This is a genomic window from Mariniflexile litorale (assembly GCF_031128465.2).
Taxonomy (GTDB): Bacteria; Bacteroidota; Bacteroidia; order Flavobacteriales; family Flavobacteriaceae; genus Mariniflexile; species Mariniflexile litorale.
The window spans coordinates 975,291-996,222 of the sequence record NZ_CP155618.1 but is presented as its reverse complement, the minus strand read 5'-3'; the positions used below and the strand labels follow the sequence as shown (position 1 = coordinate 996,222).

Genomic DNA, 20,932 nt, shown 5'->3' with positions numbered 1-20,932 from the left:
TTTCTTTTCATTTCAAACTAGAGAGAAAAGAATTTAATTATAAAATATCATGGAGAACTCTACTTTTTTCGAATTAGTACTTTCGAAACTAATTATTTTGGCAAATTTCGCTAAAAAAATGATGTCTTTTTTCACAAGGATTGCTAAGAAATCAAGTGGGTTAAAATTTTCTGTTGCTTTTAGTTGGAGTCATTTGTTGCAGATGAAGAAGGGAACTTACCAATTGATGCTTTGCGTATTAATTTTATTTAGTAGTGCAACAGCTTTTTCACAACTTGCAGTACCGTTCTCTCCCAGATTGCCTGGAGGGAGTGTTAAAGTAAAAGGAGATATCGTTTTAATTGGGAATAGTGTAATTACAGGTAAAGGTTTATCTGTTCCATATAATGGAAATGGTAATAATAATAGTTATGACGGCGAATATATAAACGTAGCAAGTGGAGGAGACGCATCTATATTTAGTTCAAGTACTGCAGATTTATTATTAAATAATTCATGTAAAAGTATTGTGTATGCCGGATTGTATTGGGCATCTGTTTATCCAAATGAGGTTGGTACAAATTCAAGTCAAAGTTTTACTGGTACGGCTAGGTTAAATGATTGGAATCAGGTGAAATTTAAATTGCCTACTGGTGGATTTATTGATTTGGTAGCTGATAATAATCCAGATCTTGCAGGGGAAGAAGATGATATTATTTTTGATGGCTATAACTATACGAATATTAACAACTCTTTTAAAGATTCACCTATAATATGTTATAAAAATGTCACAAATTTATTACAAGGGTTAACAGAAGCAGAAGGGACTTATACTGTTGCCAACATAAGAGCAACTCGTGGAAAAAGGAATGGAGGATGTGCCGGAGGTTGGACCCTAGTAATAATATACGAAAGCCCAACATTGCCTAGTAAATTTATTTCAGTTTTTGATGGTTACGCAGGTGTTGGTGGAGGTACTTCTATTGATATTCCAGTTTCTGGTTTTCAAACCTTGCCCGCTCCATCTCCTGTTGTTGCTAGAATTGGAGTTTCTGCTTTAGAAGGAGATTACGGAATAACAGGTGATTCTTTTAGATTTAAGGCAAGTACATCAGCTGCATTTACAATTATAAGTGATGCATTAAGCCCTACTAACAATTTTTTTAACTCTAGGATAACTAATAATGGTGCTTATGTAAATAATAGGAACCCCAACAGTACTAATACATTAGGCTTTGATATTAAAAATGTAATTATACCAAACCCACTTAATAATGTATTACCTAATGATGCCACTGCGGGAGATTTAAAATTAACAACAAGTGGTGATGGATACGGTGCTTTTGTTACTTCTTTTGCTGTAGATATTATAGAACCAAATATTTTGCTTACCAAAACGGTCGAAGATGCTTTGGGTAATGATATAGGAGGAGCCAATGTAAACCTCGGAGATGAGTTAAATTATGTTATTGGATTTCAAAATATTGGTAATGATGATGCTACAAAGCTTACTATTAGAGATATACTACCAATAAATATTATTTTTAATTACCCTGATGATTTGGATATTTTGCCCACAGGAGTAACGGTTCAAAGTTTTAACGCAATAACAAGAGAAATTATTTTTGAAGTAGATGATGAGGTAGTTAAAGAAAAGACGCCCATTTTAGAGATTCGTTTTAAAGTTAAAGTTGTACCGTCCTGTAATTTGCTAAGTGATGCATGTTCTAATAGTGTAGATAATCAGGCATATGCAACTTATGAAGGTGTTTTTAATCCTAATTTCACTATTTCCGACGACCCGAGTATTAATAGTAATACAGGTTGTATATTAACCCCAAAGGCTACTAATTTCTTGGTAGGAGTTGATGATTGTTTATATACAGGAACTGAAGTACTGTGTGGGGCCAACGTAGTATTAACTGCTGCAAGCGGATACAGTTCATATTCATGGTCCACTAGTCCAACAGGATCTCCTGTAATAGGAACGAATCAATCTATAACAGTATCAAATGTTGGAACTTATTATGTTCATAATACAGCTGCCGCTCCTTGTTTGTCTATTAATCAAGAGATTACAGTTACTCGTTTTGGAGGGGTGGGAACAAATCCTGTAATTCCATATGCAGATGAGGTTGTTGAATGTCCTAATGATGGAAAACTATTGCCAAATATATTTTTATGTGGAGCCAATGCATCTAGAGAAATTAATACAGGTGTTTCAGATGGATCCACAATTATTTGGGAAAAACTAAATGAAGCTAGTTGTGCAGCGGTTTTTAGTGATGAATGTGCTAATGAAAACGAGACATGTTCTTGGACTCAGGTTGGAACCGGACCAGATTATACCGTTAACACTTCAGGTCAATTCCGATTAACATTAAATTATGCGGGAGGTTGTTTTAACCGATTTTATTTCAATTCATATCAAAATTTATTAAATCCAACCGTAACCACTCGAGATATTATTTGTACAACACCTGGTCAAATAACAGTTGGAGGAGTTCCTGGAGGGTATGAATATAGTTTAGATGGGACAACTTACCAATCGAGCAATATTTTTACTGTCAATTCGCCAAATATATATACAGTATACGTAAAACAAGTAGGTGTAACTAGTAATCCTTGTATTTTTACTGTACCAAATATTCAAATTAGACAAAGAAATTTTACAGTTTCTACAATTGTTACGCCTCCATTTTGTAATGGTGGAAAAGGAACTGTAAGATTGGCGGCTAATGATGTTAGACCTCAGTATTCTTATTCTATTTATGATGGCGCAACACTTATAAATAGTGTAGGTCCAATTATGCAAGGTAATTATACTTTTGCAAATTTAAACCCTGGAACATATAATACACTGGTAGAAACAGAAGATGGTTGTTCATATTCAGGAACAGTTACAGTTGTTAATCCACCACTATTAACTGCAACTTCAGCCCTTACAAAACCATTAACTTGTACCGATGCTGAAATTACGGTATACCCAACGGGAGGTACTGCACCTTATTTTTATTTTGTAAATAGCACTACCGATTTCCAAGATGTACCAGAAATTGTTGTTACAACTCCAGGAACATATAATATAACAGTAGTCGATTCTAATAATTGTACTACAAACACGTCGATAACTGTAGGTGATAATCCAGCTCCAGTTTTTACAATTAGTAAAAATGATATTTTATGTTACAATGATAATTCAGGAGAAATTGAATTTAATGTTACAAACGCCAATGGATATAGTTTGGAATATAGTATAGATAATGGAGTTACTTATGTTTCTAATCCCGTTTTCTCAAATCTTATTTCAGGCAATTATCAAGCTATTATAAAATATTCTCTTGGTGCATCAGAATGTTTTACAACTCCAGAAAATATTATTATAACCCAACCAGATACTGCTTTAACAGCTTCCTCGGGTATTTCGGAATTAGCAGGTTGTGGACCTTTAGGTCAAGAAGATCAAGGGAAAGTGCGTATTACCAATCCGCAAGGAGGAACACCTCCCTATGAATATAGTTTTGATAATCAGGCGAGTTGGGTAACTACAAATGAATCATTTGTTTTTCCAGGAAGTTATACATTATATATAAGAGATGGAAATGGTTGTATTTATTCTATGCCATCTATTACTTTAGATTCTGAACCAGTAGCGCCAACTATAGATGTTTCAGATCCCGATTTTAATTGTGATGGAACAGCGGATGCTACAGTAACCGTAACTAATTCTGGAAGTAGTTCTTATAGTTATAATTATTTATTAGATGGAGTAGCAAACACAAATACGGCTGATCCTACAGTATTTTTAAATGTGCCAAACGGATCGCATACAATAACTGTCGAGTATAAATTGCAAAGTGTAACAACCTATAGTAATTTATTATATGAGACGTTTGGTTATGGAGATGATACTACTTCTCCAGGTATAAATCCAACTTATTATTGTTTTGAAAGACAAACAGTAGCTACACAATGTAAAGGTAGTCCTGCTATAAATGATGGGGATTATTCAGTTACAGCTCGTATAGTTAGTCCTTTTGCTGCTTGGATACAACCAGGAGACCATACACCTGCTACTGTTCCAGCAACACCAAAAGGAAGATGTTTAGTTGTTAACATTGGAGCGAGCATCCCTAAAACAGAAATTTTATACGAAAAGCAGATTAATGATATTATTCCTAATCAGCCTATTAATGTTGAGTTTTTTGCAATGAATTTATTAAGAACAGGTAATACGCAGTTTGACCCCGATTTAGTTGTTGCCTTAGTGAATGCTTCAGGTGTTGAAATCTCCTCTTTCTCAACAGGTAATATTCCAAAAACTCAAGTATGGGAAAATTACCCTAAAACACCCATGACTTTAGATCCAGGATCAAATACTAGTTTAAAATTTATTGTTAGATCTAATGTTCAACAAACCAGTGGTAACGACGTTGCTATAGACGATATTAGTGTATATCAACTTCCAAAAAGTTGTACCACTACTATAACATTTCCTTTTGAAGTGGCTACAGGAAAAGCGTTTACAGCTCAAATCACAAATTTCTCAAATGTAACTTGTGATGGTTTGAGCAATGGATCTATTACAATGGCTGCTCAAAATTTTGATGCAGCTACTGGATTTCAATATTCTATAAATGGAGGAACTAGTTGGGTTACTCAGTTAACCTCTCCTGTTACTGTAACGGGATTATCGGCCGCTACTTATAATGTCAAAGTTCGTAAAGATGCAACCGATCCATCGAGTTGTGATGTTAATTTTACACAAACTATCAGTAAGCCAGATGCTATTATTCCTTCGGCTACAATAACACAACAACCTACCTGTACAACAGGAGCAACAATAACCGCTTCGGCTACAGGCGGAACTCCTGCTTATAGGTATGAGCTTCGGGATGCTTCAACAGGCACAGTAATTACGGCATATAAAACAGGTACTACTTTTACAAACCTGCCAACAGGTAGTTATCAGGTTTTTGTACAAGATGCCAATTTATGTGTATCCTCTGTAGGTAGTTCAATATTAACGGTTAATACTCCAATAGGACCTACTGCTACGTTGGATGCTGGTTCTGATTTATGTTACGATAGTATAAACCAGTCTACTCTTATCGTAAATTTGAGTGGTGGTACAGCTCCGTTCTCTTATAGTTTAAATGGACAGCCAGGACAAAACACAAATACTTTTAGTAATGTAGGGCCTGGTACTCATGAAATAATTGTTACAGATAGTAATAATTGTACTTCTACTATCTCAGGTATCGTTATAGCTCCACAGTTATTAGCCACAGCTGCTGTCACTAAGGAATTAGATTGTAGTGCATCTCCCAATGCTGTTATTACAGTTACCATAGGGGGAGGAACAGCCGATTACACATATACTATAACTAAAGATGCTGGTACACCAACTGCAGCCAGTGCCCCATTAACGGGCCCAACGTTTACACATTCAGTATCCTCTGCTAATTCTGGCACTTATGTATTTACCATAACCGATGCTACAGGCTGTACTGCAACGGCTACTGCAACAATAAATGCTATTGTAAACCCTACGGTAACCATTACTCCAACACAAGTAAGTTGTAATGGAGCTGCTGACGGACAGGTTATTTTAACAGGTTCAAGTGGTTCAGGCGGATATACTTATAGTTTTAACAGTTCTGCTTTTACAAACACGACCACTTATACAGGGTTAAGTGCTGGTATTGCATATCCTTATGAAGTGATGGATAGTAAAGGCTGTACCAGTTCGGGTACCATTACTTTAACCGAGCCTACAACCTTAGTTGGTAGTGCTACTATTCCTCCTAATACGAGTTGTGCTACAAGTACATTAATTACCGTTTCAGCTACTAATGGCTCGGGAGGCTATCGTTATGCATTTAATGGTAGTAGTACGTATACATCTACCAATACATTAACAGTAACCAATACCTCAAGTGTACAAACAATAACCTATTCGGTTCGAGATATTAATGGCTGTATTGACACCAAGACTATTAACATACCAGCGTTTAATCCGCCAACAATTGGAACGATTACAAATACGGCTATAACCTGTAATCCCACGGAATCAACGAGTACGGTTACAGTTCCAGTTGCTGCAGGAACAGGTATTGCGCCATTTACTTATGAAATTGTTTCTGGACCTGTAATCAACACTTCGGGTGGTACAACAGGTGTTTTTAATGGATTAACTGCGGGTACTTATCTTTTTAAAGTTACGGATGCTAATGGTTGCTCCACAACCAAATCCCACCCAGTATCAGATAAAGTAAATATTGATATTGTAGCAGGAAGTAAAAACAATGTTTTATGTAATGGAGAGAATACGGGGTTTGCTAGTTATACAGTTTCTGGTTTTACTGGTTCCTATTCATATTCTATTAATGGTACACCAACTGGTACAGGAGAAACTTCTGCAGTAATTAATGTGTCTAATTTAGCACAAGGTACTTATACTATTGTTGTAACAGATGAAATTACAGGTTGTACAGATACGGCAGACCAAGTTATTTCGCAACCATCAACGCCTTTACAACTTAATTTGACTTCAAATGTTAATGCCAATTGTAATAATTCTAATGCGGTTGTAACTGTAAATGTAGATGCCACAAACGTAGGTACACCAGGCGCTTACACGTTTGCCTTTGTACAAGATGGGGTAACACCGTCATCTACAAATTACACTTCTAATAATGTTGCAAACTTAAACCCAAGTACTAATGTACTTTGGGATGTGTATGTAAAAGATATCAATGGTTGTACAGCCCAATTGGATGTAACAATAAGTACAGATCCATCGCCTTTAATTGATAGTATCGTTGTTTCCAATCAATGTACTGGAACTACTGCAACAGGTTTCACTGTAAATGCAACAGCTAGTGGAGGTGTTGGTACTTTGGAATTTAGCATAGGAGGCGCTTATAATACGACAGGTGAGTTTACAGGCGTACCTGCGGGAACTTATACTTTGAGTGTGAAAGATGCTAACAATTGTATTGAAACACAGGTGTTTACTATTTATGCGCCGCTTACGGCACAGGCTGTTTTAACTAAAGATTTAACTTGTGCTCCAGCTCCTACGGATGCTACTATTAATATTAATGCTGCTAATGGTAATGGTCCTTATAGTTATACCGTTATAAGTGCACCTTCAGGTTTTATAGGTACCTTATCAGGGAATTTATTTACTACAAGTACGCCTGGAACATATCAATTCAATGTTACAGATGCCAATGGCTGTTCTAGAGATACCAATACGGTTACAATTACCCCAATTGTAAATCCAGATATTACAAGTGTAAGCATAACCACTCCCATACTTTGTAACGGTAATCTAGCAACGGTACAAGTAAATTACAATACAACACTGGGGGTAACACCTTTTGTTTTTAGTTATACTAATACTGCGGGAACTTTAACAGGTAATAACACAACGGGCATTTTTAATTTACCTGCGGATGATTATACATTTACAATTACCGATAATAAAGGTTGTACAGATACGCAAACACTTTCTATTACACAACCCAATGTTATTACAGCGGATGTAAAAGGGAACCCGATCACTTGTGGATCTGGAGGCACATCTCTTGGGTCTGTTGAAATCACCAGTGTTTCAGGTGGAACAGGACCTTATGATTATTATATTACAGGACCTAGCTATACTAATAATGAAATTGATCATGATGGTATATCTGCCTTTGTTTTTGATGTGATTAATTTTGGTATTTACCAAGTTAATATTATAGATGCCAATGGGTGTTCTGTTTTGGAAAGTGATGTTCTAGTAGCTTCGGCTCCCGACGATTTGGATATTGACGTTACAAGCATGCCTGTCGATTGCTCGTCGAGTTCAGGTAGTGCTGTTGTTTCTATCGGTACAGCAACAACAATAGTAGGTAATGGGCCATTCTATTTTGCTATTTATGATGGTTCGGTTCCTGATTATCCCAATGCACTTTCAACGGGCCCGTGGTTGTCTGAGGATACGCCATTAAGTAAATCAGCAACTTTTAATAGCTTAATACCAGGGGTAACTTATACTTTTATTGTGTATGATGCTGATGCTTTACACGGTGGTACAGGTACAGGTTGTTATTATTTTGAAACAGCAACTCAACCCGTTAATACAAGTTCAAGCCTTGATATTGCTTTAACACCTTCCAATAATTTTACCTGCTCAGGGAGCGCTTTTGGTGATGTGAGTTTTAATGTTACTAGTTTGTATCCTTCAGATACGAATGTCACTTATGAAATTCGCGATGCTTTAACCTTAGCTTTAGTAAGCACAGTTGAGCCTGATGTGGTGCCTGCAAACGGAACTTTACCTATTTCGAATTTTGGAGGCTTGCCTTTTGGAGATTATATTGTGTTAGTTAAAGAAACTTCAGGACCTAATTTAGGTTGTAGTGTTAGTTCTGCACGTTTTAATATTGCTGAATCTGCAGTACCAGTTGAAGTAGTAGCTAATTTTGTTAAAAACGAAACTTGTAATAATTTGGGTGTGGTTACTGCCACAGGTAGTAATGGTACCGCCCCTTATGAATTTATTATTTCTGCATCTGCCACCCAACCTGCAATTGGTGATGCCTGGGACGCTGCTTCTAATTTTAATGTAGCTGCAGGTACTTATTATGTACATATAAAAGATGCTTTTAATTGTATTGAAACATCTCTTTCAGTAGTTGTTGATAGAGATGATGAACCGGTTATTGCGGTATCTACACCCGATGCCTGTGCAGACGAGGGTAGTTTTGAAATAGAGGTTAATTTACCAACGGCAGGAATTGCTAATTATACTTTACAATTAGATTCCAATGCCGCAATAAGCGTAAGCAGTTTTCCTTATACTTTCAGTAATTTGAATTCGGGAACTTATACGGTTACTATAACAGACTCTAATGGCTGTATAGATACCGAAAACATTACTTTGGTTAAAAAACTAAGTTTGAACCCTGTTGTTACTAAAGAACTGGATTGTACGACGAATCCGGATGCTGAAATAACACTAAATCTTTCAGATGGCACCAGTGTATTTTCATATCTGGTTGAAATTGATGGTATTGGTGGTTTTAATCCCGCTACAGTTACTGGTGATGTTTATACGGCGTCAGCTGCAGGTTCTTATGTTTTTAGAGTTACAGATTCTAATTCATGTGAATTTACTTCATTACCAGTAGTTGTGGAACCAATTACCGACCCCACAGTGGTATCGAATCCAACAACACCTTCTTGTCCTTTAGGTACCGATGGAACCGTTACCTTTAATGCCAGTGGGGGCGAACCAGCACCTGTAGGCTATACTTACACGGTTACACAAACGCTACCTTCAGCGGGGCTGCCAATAGTACAAATTGGAGATAATTACTTTACAGGTCTTGGAGAGGGAACTTACTCTATTGAGGTTACAGATGCCAAAAATTGTTCGGTAACGGATACTTTTTCTATTATAGATCCAGTAGCTTTGGCTTTCGATGCCCCTATAGTTACTGCTTACTCTTGTAGTACTACCAATGTACCACAACCTGCCAAAGTAACTGTGAATGTTACTCCAGGAACTGGTACAGCGCCGTATAAATATAATTTTGATGGAGGAATTGTGTATTATGACACGAATGAATTTACAGTAATAGACAACGGTCTTGATCAAACGATTAATTACTATGTTCAGGATTCTAAAGGGTGTACCGCTAATGGCAGTATTATAGTGCCAGCTTTCCAGAAAATAACCGACATTAATTTTAATGTAGATAGAGATCCTACATGTCTTTTACCAACAACTGATGTTAGTTTAACAGTTATTGGAGGATATACTCCAATTGCTAAATATGAAATTATTTCCCCAACGTCAGCCATTCTCGATAATGGAACAAACAATACCTTTTTAAATTTAACGGCCGATACGTATATGTTTAGAATAACAGACGCCAACGGTTGTTCATTTGAAAAATCATTTGAGGTTATAGATGTACTACGTATAGATGTATCAGGACAATTAATTAGCGATGTTATTTGTAATTCTGATTCAAACGGTATTATTGAATTCACAGTATCTGATTTTAGTGCCACAGGCAATTACAGTGTAACTGTATCTTCTGTTCCTGCATTATTACCATATACTCAGTCTCAAACTGGCGATGTTATTACCTTAACAGATTTAGAAGAAGGTAGCTATCGTGTTACGGTTCTTGATAATACTACAAATTGTTCGGCTTTCGATACTGTCATAGTAAGTGAGCCAACAGCTTTAACTTTATCCATAACAAATATAGATGCTACATGTAATAAATTGGCAGAAGTAACAGCGGTAGTAGCTAATGGTACGCCTGGTTATACCTATGCTTTTGTGCAAGATGGTGTTGCACCAGTAGCTTCCGATTATACAACTTCATCCACAGCTTTACTTGATCCAGCAGTTGATACGGATTGGGATGTGTATGTATTAGACGCCAATAATTGTGCTATTAGTACGGATGTTACAATCACTACTGCTGTTTTACCATCAAGTATTACGGCGGCTGTATTAAGCCAATGTCCAGACACATCAGGAAATTATGAGTTTACCATTGCAGTAGGTAGTGGTATTGCACCCTATGAATACAATATTGGTTCAGGATTCCAAACAACACCAACATTCACGGTTTCAAACCCAGGTACTTATGATGTTGTTGTAAAAGATGCAAATGGTTGCGAAGTAACTCAAGTAGCTGTAGCAACTATTTTAAACCCATTGTCTTTAAATTATACTATTACACAATTACCAAGTTGTGCTACTAACGATGGGGCTATCAATTTAGTTGCATCAGGAGGTTCTAGTAATTACGAATTTAGTATAGATTCGGGTACTTATCAAGCATCAGCTAGTTTTACAGCTGTAGCAGCAGGCATTCATACCTTTACAGTACATGATACTACTACTAATTGTACATTTTCAATAGATGTTAATTTTGAATTTCCAACGGCAGTAACAGGATTAATATTAAATACTGAGGCTGTAAGTTGTCATGGAGGTAATAACGGAATGATTACTGCCACTATAGCTTCTAGCGCAGCGGGGGTAAATGACAATCCAATTTATCAATATGCATTAACAGGTACAACCGTTAATGCGGTTGCGGTAACTCGTCCTAATCAAGATTCCAATGTATTTGACAATCTGGAGGCGGGAGATTATGTGGTTACAGTTACTTCGGGCAGAGGTTGTACGGCTACAGAAATAATTAGGGTTAATGAACCAGATTTAATAATAGTAGGTGTTCCAACTGTTGTAGATTACGCTTGTAATGCTGGAACTAATACTAATAATTTTGCATCAGTTGCTACAACAACGGTTACAGGAGGTTCAGGAACGTATACCATTTATGAATTTATTCGTGATGCAATAAGAGTTCAATATGGACCAACGACTTCGTATACAGAGTCTGATGGTTTAGGTGGAAATTATGTTATTAATGTTTATGATGATAATAATTGCTTAGGGTCATCATCCGCAGTTACTATTGCGCCATATGTTGAGTTAGATGATAATTTGTCTATAAATAGAGATAATGCTATAACGTGTAACAATCTTGAAGACATAACTGTAACAGCTAGCGATACCTCTGGTGCTGCCATTGCCAATATGTCTTATACAGTTGAAGACGTATTTTATGACCCTGCAGGAACTACTTCATTCGTTGGAACCATTTATACTCAAACCAATACTACGGGAGTGTTTACAGGTTTAGATGTTTCAAGTTATTATATTACAGCTACAAATACAGATACAGGTTGTAGTACCAAAGAAGTCTTTTTCGTGAATGAGCCAAATACGTTTGAGCTTACTATAAATTCAGTTATTGATGTTACTTGTTTTAGTGACTCAAATGGTAGTGTTAATGTAACGTTTATTGATAGAGTGCCTACACCAACTAACGAAGCAGGTTCGTTCAGTTATACTGTTGTGAATTTTCCTTCGGGTACCGCCGTTACTTCGGGAACATCAGCAAGTGCAGGTCCAATGTCTATTACAAATTTAGCAGCAGGAACCTATACAATCTCAGCTACTTTAACAAGTTCACCGTATTGTACAGTAAGTAAAAACTTTACAATTACAGCACCAACAGCAGCTTTAACAGTTTCAGAAACACATACTGAAATCACTTGTGTAAGTGGAAATAATGATGGGTCTATTTCAGCAAGTGCAGTAGGAGGATGGCCAGGTGGTTACGAGTATCAATTGGAACTTACTTCGGGAACTATCATTACTCCGTTTAGTAGTGTATCTAATTTTAGTGGGTTAACAGCAGGTGATTATTTAGTTAGTGTAAGAGATTCTAAGAACTGTATAGATTCAGAGGTTGTTGTTTTAACAATTCCAACACCAATTTCGGCAACTGTAACGCCAAGTACAACTTCATTATCATGTTTTGGAGACACAAATGCTACCATAACAGTAAGTGGAGTTTCAGGCGGTCAAGGCAGTAATTTTAGTTATACTTTAAATATGACATCGCCAACAGTTACATCGTCTGGTCCTCAAGCATCCCCATCATTTAGTGGATTAGGTGTGGGAACTTACAATGTTACTATTACCGATGGTTATAATTGCCAATATATATCACCAAATATTGTGATAAGTCAACCCACTCAAGTACAGGCTACTTTAGTAAAAGAAACGTCTCAAACGTGTTTAACAGGTACTACGTTAAGATTAAGTGCTACAGGTGGTACAGGCGTGTATGAATATAGTGACTCTGCAAATTTTGCTACAATTTTAGGATCATTTACTTTATCTACACCTGCACTAATAACTGTTGCTCCTGGAACACATAGTTATTATGTGCGAGATACCAATAGTTGTGTTGCTAATGTGTCTAATGAAATCAAGATTGATCCATTACCGGTATTGCTACCAAACTTATCCTTAGCCAATGCCTTTATTAATTGCGCTGGAGATAATACAGGTGTTATTATAGCAACAGCTCAAGGAGGTTTAGGAAATTATATTTACACGTTACAAGATGGTACGGGGATTAACATACCAGGTGCCACCCAAAATAGTCCTGGTGTATTTACACAGCTTTATGCAGGGGATTACCAAGTGCGAGTTGATAGTGGCGATTGTACTGCAACATCTGGATTAGTAAGTATTACGGAGCCTACATCAGCATTAATAGCACCGTTTACACCCGCAGATGTGACTTGTAATGGGGCTAATAATGGATCTGTAGAAATAAATGCTTCTGGAGGAACAGGTCAAATTAAATATGCGATTTCTCCACAACTAAATCAGTTTTTTGAAACAAATACATTTGATAATCTGTCTCCAGGTAATTATGAAGTGATAGCACAGGATGAATTAGGTTGTTTTGAACTTATTAATTTTACGATAAGCGAACCAGACCAAGTAATATTGAATATTGTTCCTGGATCATTAGAGCCAGAGGTTTGTGCTGGAGATATGGATGGTGCATTTAGTATTGACATTACTGGAGGAAACATGCCTTATAGTGTGAGTTTAGATGATGTGAATGGTGTTTATACAACGGGAGCACCAGCTCAAACTCAGTTTGATTTTAATGGATTAATTGGAGGTGATCATATAGTTTATATCCGTGATAACTTTGGTTGTGAATCAGAATGGAATATTACGTTCCCAGGATCAGTAACTATTAATCCTGAAGTTTCGGTTGAATTTGGTTGTACTAATAATATATCTACTAACTTAGTAACAGTTAGAGTAGATGCAAGTAATACCAATCCTGCCGATTTAGATTATTCATTAAATGGAGGGACTTATCAAGCTAGTAATGAATTTGTAAGCGTACCAGCTGGTTTAGGGCATTATATAGATGTAAGACATACGAATGGCTGTATTCAAAGAACAGCATATTTTGATATTGAACAGTATGACTCATTAGCTCTGATATTAGAAAATGGTGAATTGAATGAAATTGTAACAGTAACTGCAGGTGGTTCTGGTAATTATGAATACAGCTTAAACGGTGAATCATACGGTAGCACCAATACATTTTATATTTACAAATCGGGTGATTATACGGTGACGGTAAATGATAGTTATGGTTGTATTGTATCTGCTACTAAGTATATGGAGTTTATCGATTTATGTATTCCTAATTATTTTACACCAAATAACGATGGTGTTTTGGATACTTGGGGGCCTGGATGTGCATCACAATACAAAGAAATGAGAGTGAGTGTTATAGATAGATATGGACGTAAAGTTACCAGCTTGAGCGTGAATCAAAAATGGGATGGAAAATACCAAGGAAAAGAACTGCCTTCGGGAGATTATTGGTATGTTATAAAATTAAATGATAAAAAGTATGAGCGTGATGTTGTTGGACATTTTACATTATACAGATAGATAAATGGTAATCAGTGTTTTAATCACTAAATAATAAAAACAATACAATGCGTAAATCAATCTTATATCTTCTTTTTGTAATCATGGCAAATAGTTATGGTCAAGAACTTAATTTACCCGTTTTTACACAATATTTGGCTGATAACAATTTTGTGGTATCACCCACCTATGCGGGTATTGGCGATAATTTAAAGATTAGAGTAAACGGACTAACACAATGGGTTGGTATAAAAGACGCCCCCGATAATCAATCGTTTTATGCCGATTTTAGAATTGCCGATCGCTCGGGTATAGGATTGTCATTATATAATGATAAAAATGGAAATACCATTCAAACAGGTCTTAAGGTTTCATTTGCTCACCATCTAACGTTAGATTATTATTCAAAGCAGTATTTGTCGTTGGGAATTTCATATAACAGAAATAATTTTAGAATTGATGTTAATAAGTTCCAAGGTTACAATGAAAATACAGGAGTGCCCATCCCTTCGGATATAACAGATGATAGGCGTACTTCAAACAACAATTTTGATGTAGGTGCTTTGTATAGAAATAAAGGCTTCTTTGTAAGTTTTAATGCGAATAACATTCTTGAAAAAAGTCTGGATGAAGATATTAGAGTTTCTGAACCTAATTTACTTTTAAACTATCAAATATATTCAGGGTATACATTTAAGGGTCCAAAAAAGAGCGGATTAGAATTTGAACCGTCACTTTATTATCAAATGTTTAGTAGTGATAAACGTTCTAGTACCGATGTGAATTTTAAGTTTAGAAAGTTTAATAAGTATGAAGATTATTACTGGGCAGGTATCTCGTATCGTTTTTTAAACGATCAGTTTTTTAAACCTTTAAACGTAGGTCCTATGGCTGGTTTTAAGAAGGATGTTTTTTATTTTGGTTATGCTTATCAAGTTACAATGAATGATTTGTCTGGGTTTAATTCTGGTACGCATGTCATTACTATTGGATTAGATTTTCTACAAGGGATTAGTAATTGTCCATGTACTCAGAGTCCTGTGCATTATTAGTTTATTGCCTATAGTCCTAGGTTATTTTGAAAGCAGGAGGAAGTCTTGTCAAGAATGTATTAAGAGCAAACAGCTTTTTTCTTAGTAGGGGGTATCAAAGAAAAGGTTCCTTCCTGTTAAACCTAAAAATAACCTCATTCTGTTTTACATGAAAAAAATTGCAATTTGAGTAGTGTACAAATTCAAAAGCTTCGTGGTAATTAAAGGTTTCGTTTTCAACTATAAAAATGGCGTTCACATCAATATGACCAATAGGGGATATTCTTCTAAAAAGATATTCTTTGTAGTTTTTAGTTTTATGTAATTCAAACCACGCACCTGCCGCAATACCTGATAGCCATTGCGCTTTTTCATGTAAACCATTAACTGGTTTGGGGTTTAAGGTGCCTTCAAAATTTGGTGTATGTTTTTTAAGCTGATCTAAAAAACAACGGATGTTTTCACTTTTTTGAGAACCTTTAAATTTAGAAATAACGCCTGTTTCGTTAACTTCAAAAACATGCATTTCGGTATTTGCTAATAACACATTACCAACGGTGCTAGGGGTAAACCACTTGGAGTTTTTAAGGCTCTTTTGAATGGTTTTATCTGTTGTTGAAGCAATCAAGGCATCGGTTACAAAACGTGCACAATTCGAGGCCTCTTTTATAAAAGCGGCATAACGAATAAAATGCTTTTCTTGTATGTTTGTTATATGAGTTCGTGCTTTTTTATAATCAATGGTATTACAAATTGATGCTAGCATTTTACCCTCGCCGTGGGTTAATTTTGGATGGGTTGCTAAAAACTCTAAAATAACGTTTAAATTGATGATTTTATCATTTTCTATTTCTGCAGTAAGTGGAATATGCAATTCGTTATCGGTATCGCTACCTCGTACGCGCCCTGTAGGTTGGGGTGTAATGTAGCGACCAAAATCGTGATATTCTAAAATGCCAGTTTTTTTATTTATAAGTACCAAAGCAGCATGACCTGCACGTAAATAGTTCTTTTTCCCCACGCCTAAAAACCTTAAAAACGGCGAAAACCATTCTTTAGATACCATCACAATAGTTTCTGGATAGGCTAAGGTTAAAATAATGCCTGTATTAGTCATTTACAGTTTCAGTAAGTTGGAACGTTTTACTTGAAATGGTTTTTTTCTGCAAGTTCTCATGATACATTTCAAGCGACTCACTAAATTTTTCAATTTGTGTGATGCTAGTCGTTTTTACAAAACCACGATTCATAATAACACCATAATCTTTATTATTAATACCTGCTGTTTTATGAAATTGCAATAAGGTTTGTGCATTCAAATTATTTTTAGCTTTGAAAGATTCGAACCATTGCAGGCGTTCTTGTTTCATTTCGGCCGTATATAGGGTTGAAGATGACCATATTTTAGGTTCTAACGGCAATTCTTTAAAGTGCTTTTCTGTGCCATCCCAAACCAATTCAAAAAATTTTAAAGTAGTATTCCAGTCTACCACTACCATTGTAAATGGTTCGATATTATTTAAATGATAGGTTTTTACGGTAGATAAAATGTTTTCAGATATCAAAAAATCTAATACAACGAGGCCTCTGCTTTTTTCGTAATTCTCTTTACGTTTATGAATAGTAAATGCACCATTCAGCAAACAAACGACTCTGTTTTTTTCACTTAAGCCAACCCAAGTACCGCCTGAGAGTTTATCCATTGGGAATAAAAGTCTGGTTTCCTTATTTCTATAAAAATCTGGAGGAAGGGAGATTCTGTTGGGTGCCTCGTCTCTATTCGTGGTTAACACGAAATCATGGACTCCTTTTGGAATAATAGTTACTGTACACATAAAACTCTAGTCTGAAAACAGATGAGCAACTTACAAAAAATAAACAAACTTTAACGTGCATTTAAGAAGGTTTCAAGCTATATAATCGTTTAAAAATTCTTAGATTTGTAGTCTATTTACTGATAATTCAATAACGAAAATAAACAAATCATGGGAAAAGGTTTTTTTAATGTACCAATTGCAGTTAACGAACCTGTTAAAAGCTATGCGCCAGGAACACCTGAACGCGATGCTGTTTTAAAGGCATACAAAGAGATGTATACTAGTACTATAGACGTGCCTTTATATATAAACGGTCAAGATGTAATTACGGGGAAGACCACAACCATGTCGCCTCCACACGACCATAAACACGTGCTAGGAACTTATCATTTAGCAGAAAAAACCCATGTAGAAGACGCTATTTCAACTGCTTTAGAAGCTAGAAAGGCTTGGTCGTTAATGCCGTGGGAACAGCGCGCCGCTATTTTTTTAAAAGCTGCCGAATTAGTTGCAGGTCCTTACCGTTATAAAATTAATGCCGCTACCATGTTAGCGCAATCAAAAAATATATTTCAAGCAGAAATTGATGCAGCTTGTGAATTAGTAGACTTTTTACGTTTTAATGTACAGTACATGACTGAAATCTACAGTGAGCAACCAAAAAGCACGAGTGACGCTTGGAATAGAGTTGAATACAGACCCTTAGAAGGGTTTACTTATGCAGTAACGCCTTTTAATTTTACTGCCATTGCTGGAAATTTACCTGCATGTATGGCACTAATGGGGAATGTGGTTGTTTGGAAACCAAGTGACAGCCAAGTGTATTCTGCGAAAGTAATTATGGATATTTTTGAAGAGGCGGGTGTGCCTCCAGGAGTTATTAATGTTGTTTTTGGAGATCCTGTTATGATTTCTAATACCGTACTATCTAGTCCTGATTTTTCTGGATTACACTTTACAGGTTCTACCTTTATTTTTAAAGAACTTTGGAAGCAAATAGGAAACAACATACACAACTATAAAACCTATCCAAGAATTGTTGGAGAAACTGGTGGGAAGGATTTTATAATGGCTCATAAAAGTGCCGATGCTAAACAAGTAGCTACCGCGATAGTAAGAGGTGCTTTTGAGTTTCAAGGACAAAAATGTAGTGCAGCTTCTAGAGCTTATGTACCAGAAAGTTTGTGGAACGACGTTAAAAAGTTTATTATAGAAGATGTAAAATCTTTTAAAATGGGTTCGCCAGAAGATATGAGTAATTTCATTACTGCTGTAATTCATGAAGGCTCTTTCGATAAATTAGCTAAGTATATTGATGCAGCAAAAGTGGATAGCGATGTAGAAATTATTGCTGGCGGTAACTATGATAAAAGTAAAGGGTATTTTATAGAGCCTACAGTTATTGTTACATCAAACCCAAATTACACAACCATGCATACGGAGTTATTTGGTCCTGTAATTACTATTTATGTTTATGAAGATGATACCTATGCTGAAACTTTAAAATTAGTAGATAGTACGAGTGAGTATGCGTTAACGGGTGCTATCCTCTCAAAAGACAGATATGCCATTACCCAAGCAACCACAGCATTGCAAAATTGTGCGGGGAACTTTTATATTAATGATAAATGTACAGGAGCAGTTGTTGGTCAACAACCGTTTGGTGGTGCTCGAGCCTCTGGAACTAACGATAAAGCAGGAAGTCCTCAAAACTTGCTGCGTTGGGTGTCTACAAGATTAATAAAAGAAACTTTTGTAACACCAACAGATTATCGTTACCCATTTTTAGGAGAATAAACGAATATATATTTAACTATAAGAGGCTGTCTAAAATGTGTTGTTCTGTGTCATATCGAGCCTGTCGAAATATTTAAACTTATTGATAATCCATATCCGTTTCGACAAGCACAACCCGACAAAGTAAATAAAATACACTTTTCAGACAGCCTCTTATTTTTTATAAAAAATTTAATTATCTTTCATTAGTCTTAAAACCATAAAAAGGCATATTATTTGATGACTAGTTATTTATGAAAAAACAGATATTTATAATTGTATTATCACTTTTAAACTTTACAGTTTTTGCGCAAGCCAATAAACTTTTTAGACAAGCTAATAAAGCTACTGATTTAAATGAAAAAATAGAACTTTATACACAAGTTATAGAGCTAGAGCCTAAAAACCTTGATGCCTATTTTTATAGAGGTCTTGCAAAAAATGATTTAGGTGATTATTCTGGTGCTATTGTAGATTATTCTAAAATAATTGTATTGCAACCAGACGCTGATACTTATTATAATAGAGGGAATTCGCGGTATAATTTAAAAAATTATATTGGTGCCCAAGAAGATTATCAAAACGCTTATAAACTGGACCCTAATTTTATAGATGCTCTTTATAGTTTGGGATGTGTGAAATACGATTTAGGTGATTACGAAGGAGCTATAAAAGATTTTACCTCGGTAATAAACGCTGTGCCTTCAGACCCTAAAACATATGCGCTTCGAGCAGCTGCTTATAGTGCTTTAGAAAAATATCCTTTGGCTTTGAATGATTACTCGCTTGCTATTTTAGCCGACCCTAATTCAGATTCTTACTATAATAGAGGTGTTTTTTATTTGAGTATTAATTATTACGAAAAGGCAAACTTAGATTTTTCAATAGCTTTAAAACTGAATGAAAACAATAGCTATGCCTATTTCTATAGAGCTACCTCTTTTTTATTATTAGGAAAATATAATGAAGCTATCTTAGATTTTAATAATGCTTTGCGCTTTGATTCTCTAGATTTTGATGCACTTATTGGATTAGCATTAACCTATCATAAAATGAATGATTTGAGTAATTGTAAATTATATTTTCAGAAAGCAAAAGTTATTGTAACACCAGAAGAAAATACCACATCCATCGACCAATTTAAAAACACCTATTGGTTTCAAAATCAATATTTTTTATTCAATGATAATTTCAATGAATTGTCTAAATTATAATTAAAGATTATCCTTTATACTTTAGAGGTAAGTGAACTACTTTTTTAGTTTCGTAAAAATCTTCAGTGTAAAAATCACTTAAATTATAAATGGTAGCCGTTTTATAATCTTGAAGTTCTTCAGTTAAATCGCCGCCTTTTAAATATAGAATACCGTTTTTGAGTTCATGTTTTTGTTCTTTAGCGATCTTTCCTTTAACCCAATGTGTGAAAGTTGGCATAATAGCAACGGCACGACTTACAATAAAATCATAAGTATCGTTTATGTCTTCAACACGACTATGGGTTGTTTTTACATTAGTTAAACCTAAACCTTCAACCACTTCATTAACCACTTTTAACTTTTTAGCAATACTATCAACTAAATGAAACGAACAGTTCGGAAACAAAATTGCTAATGGAATCCCTGGAAATCCGCCACCTGTACCAACATCTAAAATTTTACTACCATCTTTAAATTGTATGATCTTAGCAATAGCCAAGGAATGTAGAACATGGCGTAAATAAAGTTCATCTATATCCTTACGAGAAACCACATTAATTTTTAAATTCCAATCTTGATAAAGTGCTTCTAATTTTTTGAATTTACTTGTTTGATCGTCGGTAAGATTAGTAAAGTATTTTAATATCAGATCCATTCTTGTTAAATTTTCAACAAAAATATACTTTTTAAGTACATATTTTTACAAAAAAACGTTATAACTTAAGTTGGTTTATACCTATCTTTGCCTCAGGTATGATCAAGAATTTTTATTATTAATCA

7 protein-coding genes are annotated in these 20,932 nt (G+C 35.4%); 4 read left to right on the top strand and 3 right to left on the bottom strand.

What is annotated here, in order from left to right:
• Nucleotides 1–49 precede the first annotated feature (49 nt).
• Both QLS71_RS04020 and QLS71_RS04015 read left to right on the top strand, forming a co-directional pair.
• The gene (locus QLS71_RS04020) at nucleotides 50–14,353 is read left to right on the top strand and encodes a T9SS type B sorting domain-containing protein (protein ID WP_308990629.1); all 14,304 of its coding nucleotides are present in this window, start codon (nucleotides 50–52) and stop codon (nucleotides 14,351–14,353) included.
• A 47-nt stretch (nucleotides 14,354–14,400) separates the two neighbouring features.
• The gene (locus QLS71_RS04015; protein WP_308990628.1) at nucleotides 14,401–15,384 is read left to right on the top strand and encodes a type IX secretion system membrane protein PorP/SprF; all 984 of its coding nucleotides are present in this window, start codon (nucleotides 14,401–14,403) and stop codon (nucleotides 15,382–15,384) included.
• Between the two features lie 94 nt (nucleotides 15,385–15,478).
• On the opposite strand, the gene QLS71_RS04010 is transcribed toward QLS71_RS04015, so the two are convergent.
• Together QLS71_RS04010 and QLS71_RS04005 are read right to left on the bottom strand one after the other, a co-directional pair.
• The gene (locus QLS71_RS04010; protein WP_308990627.1) at nucleotides 15,479–16,480 is read right to left on the bottom strand and encodes a DUF6695 family protein; all 1,002 of its coding nucleotides are present in this window, start codon (nucleotides 16,478–16,480) and stop codon (nucleotides 15,479–15,481) included.
• Nucleotides 16,473–17,198, bottom strand: a complete 726-nt coding sequence (locus tag QLS71_RS04005) for an NRDE family protein (protein ID WP_308990626.1) — start codon at nucleotides 17,196–17,198, stop codon at nucleotides 16,473–16,475. Before QLS71_RS04005 ends, QLS71_RS04010 begins: the two co-directional genes overlap by 8 nt.
• Nucleotides 17,199–17,348: 150 nt before the next feature.
• On the opposite strand from QLS71_RS04005, the gene pruA reads away from it, so the two are divergent.
• Both pruA and QLS71_RS03995 read left to right on the top strand, forming a co-directional pair.
• The gene (pruA, locus tag QLS71_RS04000; RefSeq protein WP_308990625.1) at nucleotides 17,349–18,977 is read left to right on the top strand and encodes an L-glutamate gamma-semialdehyde dehydrogenase; all 1,629 of its coding nucleotides are present in this window, start codon (nucleotides 17,349–17,351) and stop codon (nucleotides 18,975–18,977) included.
• Nucleotides 18,978–19,210: 233 nt separating this feature from the next.
• On the top strand, nucleotides 19,211–20,170 hold the full coding sequence (locus tag QLS71_RS03995) for a tetratricopeptide repeat protein (protein WP_308990624.1): 960 nt from the start codon (nucleotides 19,211–19,213) through the stop codon (nucleotides 20,168–20,170).
• Nucleotides 20,171–20,177: 7 nt separating this feature from the next.
• Here QLS71_RS03995 and rsmG read toward each other — a convergent pair whose 3' ends face one another.
• Nucleotides 20,178–20,807, bottom strand: coding sequence for a 16S rRNA (guanine(527)-N(7))-methyltransferase RsmG (rsmG, locus tag QLS71_RS03990; RefSeq protein ID WP_308990623.1), 630 nt, complete (start codon nucleotides 20,805–20,807; stop codon nucleotides 20,178–20,180).
• Nucleotides 20,808–20,932 lie beyond the last annotated feature (125 nt).

Coding starts and splice junctions, on each gene's coding strand:
- rsmG (WP_308990623.1), bottom strand. CDS start 20,807: ATGGATCTGATATTAAAATACTTTACTAATCTTACCGACGATCAAACA.
- QLS71_RS03995 (WP_308990624.1), top strand. CDS start 19,211: ATGAAAAAACAGATATTTATAATTGTATTATCACTTTTAAACTTTACA.
- QLS71_RS04020 (WP_308990629.1), top strand. CDS start 50: ATGGAGAACTCTACTTTTTTCGAATTAGTACTTTCGAAACTAATTATT.
- QLS71_RS04010 (WP_308990627.1), bottom strand. CDS start 16,480: ATGACTAATACAGGCATTATTTTAACCTTAGCCTATCCAGAAACTATT.
- pruA (WP_308990625.1), top strand. CDS start 17,349: ATGGGAAAAGGTTTTTTTAATGTACCAATTGCAGTTAACGAACCTGTT.
- QLS71_RS04005 (WP_308990626.1), bottom strand. CDS start 17,198: ATGTGTACAGTAACTATTATTCCAAAAGGAGTCCATGATTTCGTGTTA.
- QLS71_RS04015 (WP_308990628.1), top strand. CDS start 14,401: ATGCGTAAATCAATCTTATATCTTCTTTTTGTAATCATGGCAAATAGT.